Source organism: Bacteroides stercoris ATCC 43183 (assembly GCF_025147325.1).
Taxonomy (GTDB): Bacteria; Bacteroidota; Bacteroidia; order Bacteroidales; family Bacteroidaceae; genus Bacteroides; species Bacteroides stercoris.
This window is the reverse complement of record NZ_CP102262.1, coordinates 1,666,043-1,680,084: the sequence shown is the minus strand read 5'-3', so window position 1 is coordinate 1,680,084 and position 14,042 is coordinate 1,666,043. Positions and strand designations below refer to the sequence as shown.

General features: G+C 46.2%; 8 protein-coding genes. 1 reads left to right on the top strand and 7 read right to left on the bottom strand.

What is annotated here, in order from left to right; genetic code table 11:
• Positions 1-132 precede the first annotated feature (132 nt).
• The 6 genes from NQ565_RS06880 to NQ565_RS06855 form a co-directional block, all read right to left on the bottom strand.
• Entirely contained in the window at positions 133-1,452 is a 1,320-nt protein-coding gene (locus NQ565_RS06880; protein ID WP_040316304.1) for an MFS transporter, read from the bottom strand.
• Between the two features lie 26 nt (positions 1,453-1,478).
• The gene (locus tag NQ565_RS06875; protein WP_005657884.1) at positions 1,479-3,770 is read right to left on the bottom strand and encodes a GH92 family glycosyl hydrolase; all 2,292 of its coding nucleotides are present in this window, start codon (positions 3,768-3,770) and stop codon (positions 1,479-1,481) included.
• A gap of 25 nt (positions 3,771-3,795) precedes the next feature.
• Positions 3,796-5,799 (bottom strand): glycoside hydrolase family 97 protein, encoded by a 2,004-nt coding sequence (locus tag NQ565_RS06870; protein ID WP_040316306.1) that lies wholly within the window; start codon positions 5,797-5,799, stop codon positions 3,796-3,798.
• Between the two features lie 46 nt (positions 5,800-5,845).
• Positions 5,846-8,122: a GH92 family glycosyl hydrolase gene (locus NQ565_RS06865; protein ID WP_005657887.1), complete on the bottom strand. Its 2,277-nt coding sequence runs from the start codon at positions 8,120-8,122 to the stop codon at positions 5,846-5,848.
• 43 nt (positions 8,123-8,165) lie between these two features.
• Positions 8,166-9,176 carry a FecR family protein gene (locus NQ565_RS06860; RefSeq protein ID WP_005657889.1) on the bottom strand — a complete coding sequence of 337 codons (1,011 nt, stop codon included), beginning with the start codon at positions 9,174-9,176 and terminating at the stop codon, positions 8,166-8,168.
• A gap of 101 nt (positions 9,177-9,277) precedes the next feature.
• The gene (locus NQ565_RS06855) at positions 9,278-10,702 is read right to left on the bottom strand and encodes a BT_3987 domain-containing protein (RefSeq protein ID WP_016661502.1); all 1,425 of its coding nucleotides are present in this window, start codon (positions 10,700-10,702) and stop codon (positions 9,278-9,280) included.
• Positions 10,703-10,827: 125 nt separating this feature from the next.
• Between NQ565_RS06855 and NQ565_RS06850 the strand changes: the two genes are divergently transcribed.
• Positions 10,828-11,991, top strand: a complete 1,164-nt coding sequence (locus NQ565_RS06850; RefSeq protein ID WP_016660807.1) for an IS4 family transposase — start codon at positions 10,828-10,830, stop codon at positions 11,989-11,991.
• Between the two features lie 171 nt (positions 11,992-12,162).
• Here the strand turns inward: NQ565_RS06850 and NQ565_RS06845 are convergent, their stop codons facing one another.
• Entirely contained in the window at positions 12,163-13,995 is a 1,833-nt protein-coding gene (locus NQ565_RS06845; protein ID WP_005657891.1) for a SusD/RagB family nutrient-binding outer membrane lipoprotein, read from the bottom strand.
• Positions 13,996-14,042 lie beyond the last annotated feature (47 nt).

The following is a 14,042-nucleotide window of genomic DNA, read 5'->3' as shown; positions in this document are numbered from 1 at the left end:
TATGTAATAACACGAAATTAAATCTATCTATAATTACTTATATAATCTGTCATAGAAACCGGGAATGTACGGGAAGCCGGCATCAATCGAAACCACTATCCGGAACACGTCCCGCCAATGTTTTTCCACCGACTATGTGGCCGCTCCGCCTTTTACCTCATCGGCATACGTAAACGGTACGAACCAGGTAATGAGGAATGCCGGAATAGTGGCGAACAGGGTGAAGATGAAGAAATTCTCATACCCCAGAAAATCGCTCACGTATCCGCTGATTGTTCCCGGAAGCATCACACCCAGATTCATGATACCAGAAGCGAAGGCATAGTGCGCCATCTGGTGCTTGCCCGGAGCTACCTGTTGCATCATAAACAGCGAAAGCCCCACAAAGCCGAAGCCGTAACCGAAATACTCCAGCACGATGGCACTGCCAATCAGCATGCCGCTCTCCGGCTGATATATCGCCAGCAGGGTATATGCCACAAAAGGCAGGTTAAAGATGCAGCACAGGGAGAACAGCGTTTTCCGCAGTCCGCGGTGCGATATGTAATAACCGGCCAGCAAAGAGCCCAGCACAAAGGCGGCAGCTCCGTAAGTGCCGTAATACAACCCTATCTCCTGCTCATTCAGTCCCAAGCCGCCTGCCGAACGTTCCGCCTTCAAGAAAAGGGGAACAATCTTCATGACGAAACCCTCGGCAAGGCGATAGAGAATGATAAAGGCAATATAATACCCTATATGACGTTTCTGAAAAAAATCCCAGATTACGCTCCGCAACTTCTCCAGCGTTTCGCCCGCCGACTTGGTTTCGGCAGCCGCAGCACCGCCCGAAGGCAGCATACGCCAATGGTATATTGCCAGCAATATCATCACGGCAGCCATTACCAGCATTACACACATCCAAGCCTGGACAGTTGCCTCATGACGCACTGCATCCGTAGCACCGGGCACTCCGCCGAAGTATTTCAGCAGCCACCCAGCCAGCCATACCAAACCGCCGGACGCCACAATCTTGGCGATGTTATAGAAAGCTCCCTGCCAGCCGATGTACTTTGCCTGTTCCTGCTTATTCAGCTCGGACATGTACACGCCGTCCGTTGCCACATCGTGCGTAGCGCCGCTGAAAGCGATAACCGCCAACAAAAAAATGGAAAGAGCAAAAAAGAACGGAAGATTCAGTGCAAAGGCGACCAGTGCGAACCCCGCTCCCGTAACCAACTGCGTCAGTACCACGAAGAATTTCTTCGTCTTGAACATCTCGAGAAAAGGACTCCAAAGAAACTTCAACGTCCAGGGAAGCATTATCAGTGAGGTCCACAAAGCTATTTGGGCATCACCCACTCCCAGCCCCTTGAACATAAGTACGGAAACCATGTTCAGCACCACAAAGGGAAGCCCCATGGCGAAATAAACGGTTGGAATCCAAGATATCGGATTATGATAATTCCGGCTCATATATGTTTCGTTGCTATCGGTACTTTCTATTTCCGTAACTCATTATCCGGCATCAGCGGTTCCGCTCCCATAGTCAGCTCCAGCGTACCGCCGTTTACGATGTCTTGATGGTTGAAGAAAGGAGCGGCAAGTTCTTCCCCGTTCAGGATAATCTTCCGGACATACTTATTGTCACGACTGTTATTATGGGTTATAATGGTAAAGGTGTTGCCATTCTGCAAACGGATGGCGGCCTCATCAAACAGCGGACGCCCGATGGAATACACCGGTTTTCCGGGGCAAACCTGGTAGAATCCCATAGCATTCAGCACGTACCATGCCGACATCTGTCCGCAGTCTTCATTGCCGGAAAGGCCATTGGGCTCGTTGAAGTAAAGCGTATGCAGCACACTGTCCACCAATGCCTGTGTCTTGTACGGCTGTCCCACATAGTTATAAAGGTGAGCAATATGGTGGCTCGGCTCGTTACCGTGTGCATACTGTCCTATCAGTCCGGAAATATCTACCGATACCGACTCGCCCTCCAAGGAAGAATCTGCCACGAACAGAGAATCGAGCTTACCGATGAATGCGTCACGGCCACCCATGAGTTCCACCAGACCATCTACATCATGCGGCACGAACCAAGTCCATTGCCAGGCAGTGCCTTCACAATAATCATCGTTGCGGTGAGTGGAAGCACGAGGATTGAAAGGCGTACGCCAATTGCCCTCGCTGTCGAGCCCGCGCATAAAACGGGTAGACGGATCGAAATATACCTTATAACCCTCTGCAAAAGCCGCGTACTTAGTCCGGTTCGGTTCATCGCCCATTGCTTCAGCCAACTGTGAGATGCACCAGTCGTCATAAGCATATTCCAACGCCTTGGCTACCGATTCATTGTCTTTGTCACAGGGAACATAGCCTATTTTATTCTTCCAGTATTTGGCCTGCGGCATCAAATGCGGCAATACACGGGGGTGAGTAATAATGCCCGTCGTATCGTATTCCGCCGTACGGAGACAGGCACGGTAGGCTTCCTTCACATCAAAATTACGATATCCTTTGGCGTAAGAGTCGGCAATCAGAGAAGCTGCATGGTAGCCAATCATCGTTCCCGTATAGTTGCCGGCAAGCTCCCACATCGGGAATACACCGCCTTCTTTCTCTTTCTGGATCAAAGAGCGGATAAAGGCTTCATTCAGTTCCGGATCTATAATTGTCATCAAAGGATGATAAGCACGGAAAGTATCCCACAAGGAGAATATCGTGTACACAGGTTCGTCCACACTGCCCTGATGCGGCTTCAAATCCATACCGAAATAACGTCCGTCTGCATCCGTAAAAAGATTGGGCTGCAAACCGGTGTGATAAAGGGCTGTATAAAACATCGTGCGCTGGTCGGCATTCTGCGTACGGATATCTATTTTGGACAGATAGTCATTCCATGCCTGACGTGCTGCACTCCGTACTCCGTCAAAATCCCATCCGGGTATTTCGGCCTCCACATTCTTACGTGCTCCGTCCATATCGACAGCCGAAACACCCACTTTCACCAATACCTCTTCATTCTGTGCCGTAGGGAACTGCAACAGAACTTTAGCGGTGGGCAAAAGCGGACCGCCTTCTTCCAATGCCACAGAATCCGTCACCAATGTATAGGTAAACGGCTTGGAGAACTTGGCATAGAAGTTGATATACTGGTCGAATGCCCAATATACCGTTTTTTTATGTCCGCGGATTTCGGTATCACTGATTACTTCTATTTTCATTTCCTCATTTGTCTGACGCTCGATACTGTAATCAAAGTCCAGAATGAAACCGGCATCTTCGGCTTCCGGAAAGGTATAACGGTGAATGGCGGCACGCTTTGTCGCAGTGAGTTCCGCCTTTACGTTATAGCGTTCCAGCAAGACGGAATAATATCCGGGTTGCGCCACTTCATTATCGTGCGAGAAAACCGAACAGTACGCCATTTGCTGACTCTTCGCCCCCATCGGATGATACTCCTGTTTCCCAACAGTAGGCATCAGCAGTACATCACCGTAGTCCGCACATCCTGTTCCGCTGACATGGGTATGCGAGAAACCGTTGATGGTAGTATCCTCGTAATAGTATCCGGAACAAGCGTCCCATTCATAGATACGTGTATCGGGACTGGGTTGAATCATCCCATTAGGAACAACCGCACCCGGATATGTATGTCCATGTCCGCCTGTCCCGATAAAGGGATTTACATAAGAGGCATAGTCCTGCTCTGCCTGCGTACAGCTAAAGACAGTACCCAGCAACAGGAGTCCGCCCAGCAATATGGAATTAGATTTCAAGTTTGTTTTCATATTCTTTGGTATTACATTAGGATTATCAAATCGGCATAAAGCTGACAGCCTGTCCCCCACCTTTTGCCATGACAATGGTCAGGGTATCATCGGATGTCACCTGTTTCTCTATGATTTCGTAAGATTCCGGATTGGTCTCCCAATCGGCATCTTTTCCGTCGGCATAGATAACGGCTGCATAAGTTTTTCCTTTTTCCAGAAAATCCAGTTTCACATCTATGCTGCGCGCCTCTTCATCGGTTGCCGCCCCCAGAAAATATTTATCTTTTGCCTTACGTACTATTGCCACGTATTCACCCGGTTCGCCGGCAAGCGCCTCCGACCAGTCACAGTCTGCATCAAAATCACGGAAGAAACGGAAAGCGGGATGGCCTTCATAGTTTTCAATCATGTCGGCAGCCATCTGCAAAGGAGAGTAAAGTATCACCCAATTGGCTATCTGCTTGGCAAGCGTGGTATTGATACGGCAATCCTTACTGTCTTTCATATTCCACTTTTTCCGGTCGGGATTGTTTTTGGCACGCTTGTACAGCACATCAAAGATACCCGGCGTATAGTCCATCGGACCACCCAGCAAACGGGTAAACGGCAACATCACATGATGTTCCGGCGGATTACCTTCGCTCCAGGCATTCCACTCCATGCCGCGGGCGCCTTCGCGGGTCATCATGTTGGGATAGGTACGACGTATACCGGTATCCTTTATCGGCTCATGCACATCGAGGGTAGTACGATACTTGGCAGCCGTTTTCACGACATTGCGATAATGCCGCACATTGAACTGTCCGTGGTGGTTGTGACCGTTGGGAAGACCACCGGCATACCCGGTCTTTACGCTATGGATGCCCAAATCGGCATACCATTCATAAGCCTTATCCAACTGATTTTCGTAATTACAGATATTTCCTCCCGTTTCATGATGACCGATAATCTCAACACCCTTCTTCCGGGCATAGGCTGCTATTTCCTTTATATCGAAATCGGCATACGGTTTGGTATAATCGAAGTTCTGCGTTCCGCCCCAGTTCTCCCAACCTTCATTCCAGCCTTCGAACATAACGGCTTCGATGTTGTTGGCTGCGGCAAAATCAATATAACGTTTTGCATTTTCGGTAGTGGCGCCGTGGCGGTCGTTTATCACCCAGCTCTCCACACCCAGATGCATGCCCCACCATATACCTACATACTTCATCGGGCGAATCCAGTCGGTAGACTCCAAAACGCAGGGTTCGTTCAAGTTCAGGATAAGTGCTGAATTTATCAGTCCCACAGCTTTCGAAGCTATCTGTACAGTACGCCAGGGCGTATTGAAACTGCCGCCTTCTATCTTAGCCTTAATGCCGTCGGGCCATGGAGCCAACTCGGATTTGAATCCGCAGCCGCCGGTATTTTGCAAAGTCATTTCAGGAAAGTCCGTCAATGCGGCTTCGTGAATACTGGCGTAAGTCTTACCTACCTTAAAGGTCATCGGAGTGTTTGCGTTATCAGTCTTGCTGAGCGGCTGTGTACGATATAACAACTCATATGTTTCGTAGTTGGCAGGAATAGACCAGGAAATTCCATCCTGCGCCATATTGAAAGAGGTAAGTTCGTCCGTAACAAAGATGCTGTCTACTCCGGCAACTTCATACTCGTACCGGAAACCGACTCCGTCGTCAAATACCCGAAAACGAAGGGTCAGTTTCGTATCCGCCTCATCAGACAGACAAACCGCCATTTCATTATAATGGTTACGGATACTCTTATTCTCGCCCCAAGGTTGTGTCCATGTCTCGTCCGCAGCGGAAAACTCCGTACCGACAACTTTCATACCTTCCGAAAGATTCACACCCTTTCCGGCAAGGAATCCCAAAGCAGAAGGGGTTACAAAAGCCGTATCATCCACATCTATCCGATAGGTCATGCGGTTGTGGTCATCCAATGCAAACTGAAGGCGGATATGACCATCAGGCGAAACGACTTCTGTCGGTTTGGGAGTACATCCGCATATTACAAGCAGCAGACTGACAGTCCATAATATTGTTTTCATGTTTTTCCGGTAATCTTTTATTGTGTAATGGTACAAAAACATGCAGCTACCTACGCTTTTCCTTAGAAAACGAATACGGATAATCTTCCGCACGGACACCTCGCTGCAGGTTGGGCTTATCGCCCATTTCGAATTTCAGCGTACCGCCTTTCAGCAAGTCTCCGTGGCGCAGATAGTTTTTGGTATATTCATTTCCGTCGACCTGAAGAGACTGTATATAGACATTCTGCGCACTGTTGTTTCCGGCATCGATCGTCAGCGAGTTTCCGTTTTCAAAATGCAGAACGGCTTTCTTGAACAAGGGAGCACCCAATACATATTCGTCCGTACCCGGACAAACCGGATAGAAGCCTAATGCGGAGAATACATACCATGCCGAAGTCTGCCCGTTGTCTTCATCCCCGCAATAACCGTCCGGACCGGGTGTGTACATGCGGTTCATCACCTGACGCAGCCAATATTGCGCTTTCCAGGGTTGTCCGATGTAGTTATAGAGATAAATCATGTGCTGTATAGGCTGGTTGCCATGTGCGTAATTGCCCATATTCATTACAGTCATTTCGCGTATTTCATGGATGACTTGTCCGTAGTAGCTATCATCGAATACAGGCGGAACAATGAATACGGAATCGAGCATATTGGCAAATACCTTTTCGCCCCCCATCAAATCGACCAATCCTTGCGGATCGTGGAATACCGACCAGGAGTAGTGCCAACTGTTTCCTTCGGTAAAGGCATCCCCCCACTTCAACGGTGAGAACGGTGTCTGGAACTTACCGTCTTTATTACGCCCGCGCATCAACAGACTTTCCTTATCGAATATATTACGGTAGTTCATGGCACGCTTTGCAAACAACTCCTGCTCCTTTTTCGGACGGTTCAAAGCTTTGGCAAGCTTATAGATGCACCAGTCGTCATAAGCATATTCCAGCGTACGGGCGGCATTCTCGTTAATCTTCACATCATAAGGAACATATCCCAACTTATTGTAATATTCATAGCCCAAACGTCCGGTAGATGATATTTCCGGATGTACATGCTCCGTTCCGTAAAGCAACCCTTCATACATAGTCTTTACATCTTCTACCTTAACACCCTTCAAATAGGCATCGACCAAAACGGAAGCCGAATTATTGCCGATCATGCAGCCACGGTGTCCCGGACTCGCCCATTCGGGAAAGAAACCACTTTCCTTGTAAGTATTGACCAGTCCTTCCTGAATTTCCCTGTTTACCGACGGATACATCAGATTAAGGAAAGGAAACAGACAACGGAATGTATCCCAAAAACCCGTATCGGTGTACATATAGCCGGGAAGCACTTCCCCATTATAGGGGCTGTAGTGAATGGGAGCACCCTGCTTGTCCAACTCGTAAAAAGCACGGGGGAAAAGCAGCGAGCGGTACAGGCAGGAATAGAAAGTGCGGTATTGGTCGAGGTTTCCGCCCTCCACTTCAATCTTGCCCAACACATTGTTCCAAGCATCACGTCCTTTCTGCACCAGCGTGTCAAAATTGTCCGTACCCAATTCGAGCAAGTTCCGCTCAGCCTGTTCGTAGCTGACAAAAGAAGAAGCAACACGTGCATGCACAATCTCGCCTTTCTTCGTCTTAAATCCGATAATCGCACCTGCATGGTCAGCTTGCTGCTCTTTCTGCGATTCCTGAATTACACTGTCTTTAACAGAAGCGGTATATGTAAAAGGTTTGTCGAACTCTACAATAAAGTAGTTTCTGAAATTCTGCGGTACACCGCCGCTGTTACGGGTGGAATATCCGATGATCCGGTTCTTTTCCGGTACAATCCTGATATAGGAACCGCGGTCGAAAGCATCTACCACCACATAGGAATGTTCATTTTCCGGAAATGTGAAACGGAACAGCACGGCACGTTCGGTAGGAGTAAACTCCGTCACCACATCGTGCTCCGCCAGATATACCTTATAATAATGCGGCAACGCAATCTCACCTTTATGCGAGAACCAGCTTGCACGTTTGTCCTCATCGAAAACAGGTTGCCCGGTAACAGGCATAATGGAGAATTGCCCGTAATCGTTTATCCATGGACTGGGCTGGTGCGTCTGCTTGAAGCCTCGGATTTTATTGGCCGTATAGACATATTGCCAGCCATCCCCCATTTTTCCGGTTTGCGGTGTCCAAAAATTCATTCCCCACGGACGCGCAATGGCGGGATAGGTGTTTCCGGTAGAAAGCTCGAATGTGGATTGAGTACCCACCAAAGGATTTACATACTGTACCCAATCCTTAGCCTTTATGCTCGTAAAACAGCATAAAAAGGCAAATGCCAATAAAAGTTTTTTCATAATATTTGAATTTCAGATTATCAATAAACAAAACAAGCCTGTTCTATTTGGATTTGGAAGAAGATATAAAAACGTTTTCGCCTATTACCTTGTATTTGATACCGATGGAATTCTTTATCAAATCCAATGTGGCAGCTACGTTTTCTTTCTTCTTCAACGGTCCGGAATATGTTCTTTCAATGTCCACATCCGGTGCTATAATGATTTTCACATTATAGGCTCTCTCCAAAATCTTGCAAAGCGTGCGTATGTCCGTCTGATTTAAATCGAATGCCGTATCATGCCAGCCCTCTATACCCGGTTCTGCAGGTTTCACCGTCAGTCGTCGGGTCATTCCGTCCAATTCGGCCTGTTGCCCCGGCGAAAGCACTATCATGCCTTCACCATGATTGCCCTTTACTTCTACCTCACCTTTCAATAAGGTGGCTACCGCCCTTTGTCCGTTTTCCCCGGACTTCAAATTAAAGGTTGTTCCCAATACCCTCACTTGCATGGCATGGCTTTGTACGATAAAAGGCTTGGCTGTATTTCTCTTCACATCAAAGAAACCTTCTCCGTTCAGATACACATGTCTCTCGCCACCTTCAAAATTACGGGGATATTGCAAAATCGTGTTTTTATTCAACCATACTTTGGTTCCATCCGGAAGCATCAGCTCCTTTATGGTTTCATTGGCCGTAACAGTGACCAAAGATTCGGAACTACGGCTACCCGCCTGATAGAACCAGTAGCCCATACCTCCTATAAAAAAAGCACCGACTGCAATAGCTGCATATTGCATCCACCGGTGAAACAGTTTACGCTTCAACTTACGCTTCCGCTCCTCTCCGAGCCTCTGCGACAATTGTTTTTCAGCCTTCGCAAGAAGTGCTTCCTCAGAAACCACATCGGATTTTCCCAAATGGTACAGTTCCTCTAATGTAAATAATTCATGAGCATTCTCTTCCGACTCCTCCAACCAGACATTCAACGAGCGAAGTTCCTCTTCCGAACATTCACCCGCTAAAAACTTTACTATTATTTTTTCATCCAATTTGCCCATTTTCCTGTTCATGTTACAATATTAGAACAATCCTATCTTTAAAAACACTTACTAATCCGACCGATAATTAAAGAGAAAATGCCTATTTGCACATCGGAGTGGCAACCTTTCGGTTACCACCCGGTACGTTCATACTGCTTTCCGCTCCACTCTACTTCATCGTCGTACAACAATCGGGATATACGGCTGAATTCTTTTTCATACGAACGTTCGTTGTTCAAATCGTAAACAGCAAAATAGCCCCAACCGTTCTGACGGATGTTTTTCAAGCAGTCATCATCTATCTTTACATCTCCTCTGGCTGTGGTGACTTCAATAGCATACGGGCATTGTTTGGCTATGCTTACCGTATCGGCAGGAATGGCCTTCCACTTACCGTAATATCCGTAAATGGAATAATCGATCAATTCATCCACTGTTTTTCCTTCTACCGTACCGACCGGATAGTCGTATCCTGCATACCAGTAAATCCCTATTGTCTTGTCCGGCATTAACTTACGGCTTTCATACACCAAATCGGCATAACGCTGCGAAGTACATTCTTCAATACTTGGCGCTACTGCATCCGAAGGAATATAGGGCTCCACAGCCTGGTCGGTGGCATAGGTGGAATACTCATCATCAAAGTCTATGCCGTCAAATCCATAAATATCGATATACGCTTTCAAATCCTTTGCAAAGGCGCGGGCGGCATCTTTCGAAAGACTACGCATACCGGCAGCAGTGTGGTCTCCCAAGATGGAGAGATGAACTCTTATGCCTTTTGCCTGTAACGGGCGTACAGTCTGCTCGATATTATCAAGTACAAATCTGGTTTGCTCGTTACACGAAACATAAGGAACATCATCCGCGCTCAAACGGATATTGGCTGCAAATACACTGGCTATGTCAAAGAAAGGAGACTTATCGCTCTTCATCGTGTACTCACCCGCATTCAACATACTTTCACGATTGACTTCCACATAACATAAATTCTTTACCTTGCGTCCCGCATTGACTTCCGGCATGGCTGCAAGCGGTTTTACCAAATAAATAAAAGCCTTGTTGTCCGTATGTTTTTCCGTTCCCGCAGTAGCTACCGCCGATACAGCCACAGCATAGGTAGCCCCTTCCGTTCCACCCGGCAGTATATCCAGTGCAAGTGTGGCAGACTTACTTTTACCGGCTTCAACAACCACGTTGCCATTGTTTTCCAGCAACAGTTTGTCTGCCGGATACATCGTATACCCCGTACCATTCAACTGGTTATAAGCATCCAATATCCTGGAATCCAGTTTGAAAGTAACGGCAACCTCCTGTTCTGCCGGTTCACTCAATTCAAAAAACAAATGTCCCGTAGCTTTTTTATCTCCTCTGAGCGCAATGGGAGTCAACATTTTTGCACCGGCGGCAGACTTCACTTCCCCGAAAATCGCTCCGGGATTTTCCGTAGTCTGTTTTCTGCCATTACCCACTTCGGAGCAACCGGAATTCAATATCATTGATGACAGCATTAAAACACCTGCCGATATAAGCGTTCCTATTTTCATATATCTCATCACTACTGTCCCGTAAAAGTGGATAAATAGTTCTTTGAAATTATTGAAATATAGTCAATTACACGGTTTTTTGAAATGAAACGGACTTGATTTTGCAACTTTGCAGTCTAATACAAATGGCTGCTATGTTCCAAGACAAATACGTATTCTCTCAATTAACCGCTTTTCTGAACAGGACTCAGTTCAACAACTATGTTCGCAAGTATGATGGCAACAGATATGTGAAACATTTCACTTGCTGGAATCAGATGCTCGCGATGATGTTTGGACAACTGAGTAACCGTGAGAGCCTGCGAGACTTAGTCGTTGCTTTCGAGGCGCATAGGGCCAAGCAATATCATCTTGGTTTAGGTCGTGAACCGATAGCCAAGACAACTCTTGCGACAGCGAACCAGAACCGTGATTACAGAATCTTCGAAGACTTTGCATTCTATATGATGAAGGAAGCCTGCGAGAAGCGGACGACCAACATCCTTGACATTTCCGGAAAGAAATATGCGTTTGATTCAACAACGATTCCGTTGTGTCTTGCAACATTCCCATGGGCAAAGTTCCGAAGCAAGAAAGGAGGGGTGAAAGCTCATGTCTTATACGACATTGAAGCACAAGTTCCTGCCTTCTATACTGTAACTACTGCATCAAAGCATGATTCCACAGCAATGTCTTCAATCCATTATGAACCAAATGCTTATTATATATTCGACAGGGCTTATGACTCCTTTAAAGAACTCTATAGGATACATCTTACAGACTCTTTCTTTGTTGTCAGAGCCAAGACGAACTTAAAGTATAAGACAGTCAGATGGAAGCGAAGAATGCCAAAGAACATAATGACAGATGCGGAAGTGAAACTGACCGGATATCTCTCCGAGAAAAAATATCCTGAGTCATTCAGACTCGTCCGATATTACGACGAAGAGGATGACCGTGAGTTCACTTTTTTGACGAATGCAAAACAACTTTCTGCACTGGATGTCGCCGATCTTTATAAGAAAAGATGGTTAATCGAGCTGTTCTTCAAATGGCTCAAGCAGCATCTCAAGATAAAGAAATTCTGGGGCACAACAGAGAACGCTGTTCGCATACAAATCAGTGTGGCTATTATCACGTACTGTCTTGTGGCTATTGTCCAACATGATATGAAGTTGAAACGTTCAACCTATGAAGTTTTACAAATTCTCAGCATATCATTGACTGACAAAACCCACTTGCGTGACCTGTTCGACAAGACTAATTTCAATGATGTCAAAGATCTAAATGATCCCCTGATTCCGGGGCTTTTTGATTAATTGTTTAACTCGTCCCATTTTAACGGGACACTAATGATATCTCATATATTATTATTCATTTAGATTAAAAACAAAAACTAACCTAAGAGAGATATCCGCAATCATACTTAGGTTAGTTTTCCATATAGGAAAACGGCAATGCACCGTTTTCCTATCATAACTTAAAACGGATTATCTGAAGTTATCCGGTGTTTTCCATTTACCGGTTTCATCCATCGTATCTGCCACATCCCACCATACTTTAGTACCTTGCGTATAAGCAGGCTTGTTCGGATTTCTGGATTCACTGTTCGGATAGCTTACACGCTTAATCAGTTTGGTATTCTCTACCTCACCGCTTGAGTTGTTGCCATAACGCGGCAGCAACAAATAACGGGGATAATCTGTGCGGCGAACCTCAGCCCAACCTTCGTTACCGTTAGGATAGACAGCCAGCCATTTTTGTGTAATGATTTGTTCCAGTTGTTCTTCTCTTGAACCACCTGCTTCGAAAGCCTCTTTACCTTTCAAATGGTCGATATATTCCTCTGCTTTATCTGAAGCAATACCATAATAGTTCATAGAAGCACGTACACCATCTTCATACAATCTTCCGGCAACCGCAGTTCCTGTTTCATTGCCCCAACCACGCAATGCAGCCTCAGCTCTCAGGAAAAGAGATTCAGAGTAACCGAGCCAAATAATTTCACGAGCCTGATTCCACCAACAATCGGGAAGCATTTCATCGCTCTTCAGATTAGTCTTCATAGGTGAATACTTCACTGTATACTTAGAACCGACTTCTTTTGCTCCATTTCTGTATCCGCCGTATTCAGCATTGGGGTCCTCTGCTTTATAATCGTCCTTGATTCCCGGATCATAGGGTGAAGGACGGAAGAACAGTATCTTGCAACGGGGATCCAAATAGCAATTCGCTTCTTTTTCATTATACTTGGTAGCGTCCAATCCAAAGATAGTACCTTCCTCATCTGCATTTCGGGCAACCTTTTCAACAAAGCCACTGACATTGGCATCTACACCCTCTTTAAGAGCCTGATTTTTATAAGCCCACTCCATCTCTTTCGGTAAAACGCAACTTGCACCCCAGCTGAACATCAATGCAAAGATATTCTCATTGCCACCGGTTATCCACTGACGTTTAGGAATCAGTTTCATATTATCTTCCTGGCCTTTCATCAAGCCCGAAGGATCTGACAAAGCTTTTTCTCCTTGCTCCCGAGCAACTTCCGGAGCAACATTGCTTACACGTAAAGCCAGACGTAAGCGCAAGGTATTGGCGAAACGAATCCACGGCTCTACCTTACCTCCATAGATGCGGTCGTCCTCAGCACTGAAAGAGTATTGATCTACAGCAGGCGGATTATGCAATCCCGTAATGGCTTGGTCGAGCAATTTAAAGATAATGTCATACACTTCTTTCTGCGGAGTATAAGTAACATTTTCCGTAGGCGGCATCGCACCTTTCACATAATACTGGATAGGAATATCACCATACGTATCGGTTTGTGCCGAAAGCAGGAAAGCGTAATAGATACGGGTTATATAGAACGCATTGTGATAATACTCCTTGTTGCAGAACCAGAAAGTCTTGATAAGCTGGCTGTACTCGGCAATCGTACGGTCGTCATAAAAATGCTTCCAACGGGCAGCAGACCAACCGTCATTATAAGCATACGCCGGTGAATTGTTCAAGAAACCGTTCGAGCCATTATATGCCGCATAGACATCATGCGTCAGATTGGTAGCAGTCTGGTAATCGTTATACAGACCTTCATAAGTAAAGTTGAAGAAAATAGAGCCTAGCGCACTTTCTGTTGCCTTCAAACTTTCCAAAGCGCTCTCCGAAATGGTATAATCGATATCAATACCCTCCGGACCGCAATCCATAACCGACGGGTCATAGACAGGTGCGTTCGGATTGGTATTCATTTCTTCAAAATCATGGCATCCGGCCAATGCCAGCAATGAGCAGAGAGCAACGGATTTATATAAATTAAGTTTCATATAATTTTAATATTTGAGTTTTTAAGTTTCCTACTGCATTATCAAGT

What these genes read in the sequence shown, in the direction of transcription:
- NQ565_RS06880 (WP_040316304.1), bottom strand. Translation starts at nt 1,452, where the DNA reads ATGAGCCGGAATTATCATAATCCGATATCTTGGATTCCAACCGTTTAT.
- NQ565_RS06850 (WP_016660807.1), top strand. Translation starts at nt 10,828, where the DNA reads ATGTTCCAAGACAAATACGTATTCTCTCAATTAACCGCTTTTCTGAAC.
- NQ565_RS06875 (WP_005657884.1), bottom strand. Translation starts at nt 3,770, where the DNA reads ATGAAAACAAACTTGAAATCTAATTCCATATTGCTGGGCGGACTCCTG.
- NQ565_RS06845 (WP_005657891.1), bottom strand. Translation starts at nt 13,995, where the DNA reads ATGAAACTTAATTTATATAAATCCGTTGCTCTCTGCTCATTGCTGGCA.
- NQ565_RS06860 (WP_005657889.1), bottom strand. Translation starts at nt 9,176, where the DNA reads ATGAACAGGAAAATGGGCAAATTGGATGAAAAAATAATAGTAAAGTTT.
- NQ565_RS06870 (WP_040316306.1), bottom strand. Translation starts at nt 5,799, where the DNA reads ATGAAAACAATATTATGGACTGTCAGTCTGCTGCTTGTAATATGCGGA.
- NQ565_RS06865 (WP_005657887.1), bottom strand. Translation starts at nt 8,122, where the DNA reads ATGAAAAAACTTTTATTGGCATTTGCCTTTTTATGCTGTTTTACGAGC.
- NQ565_RS06855 (WP_016661502.1), bottom strand. Translation starts at nt 10,702, where the DNA reads ATGAGATATATGAAAATAGGAACGCTTATATCGGCAGGTGTTTTAATG.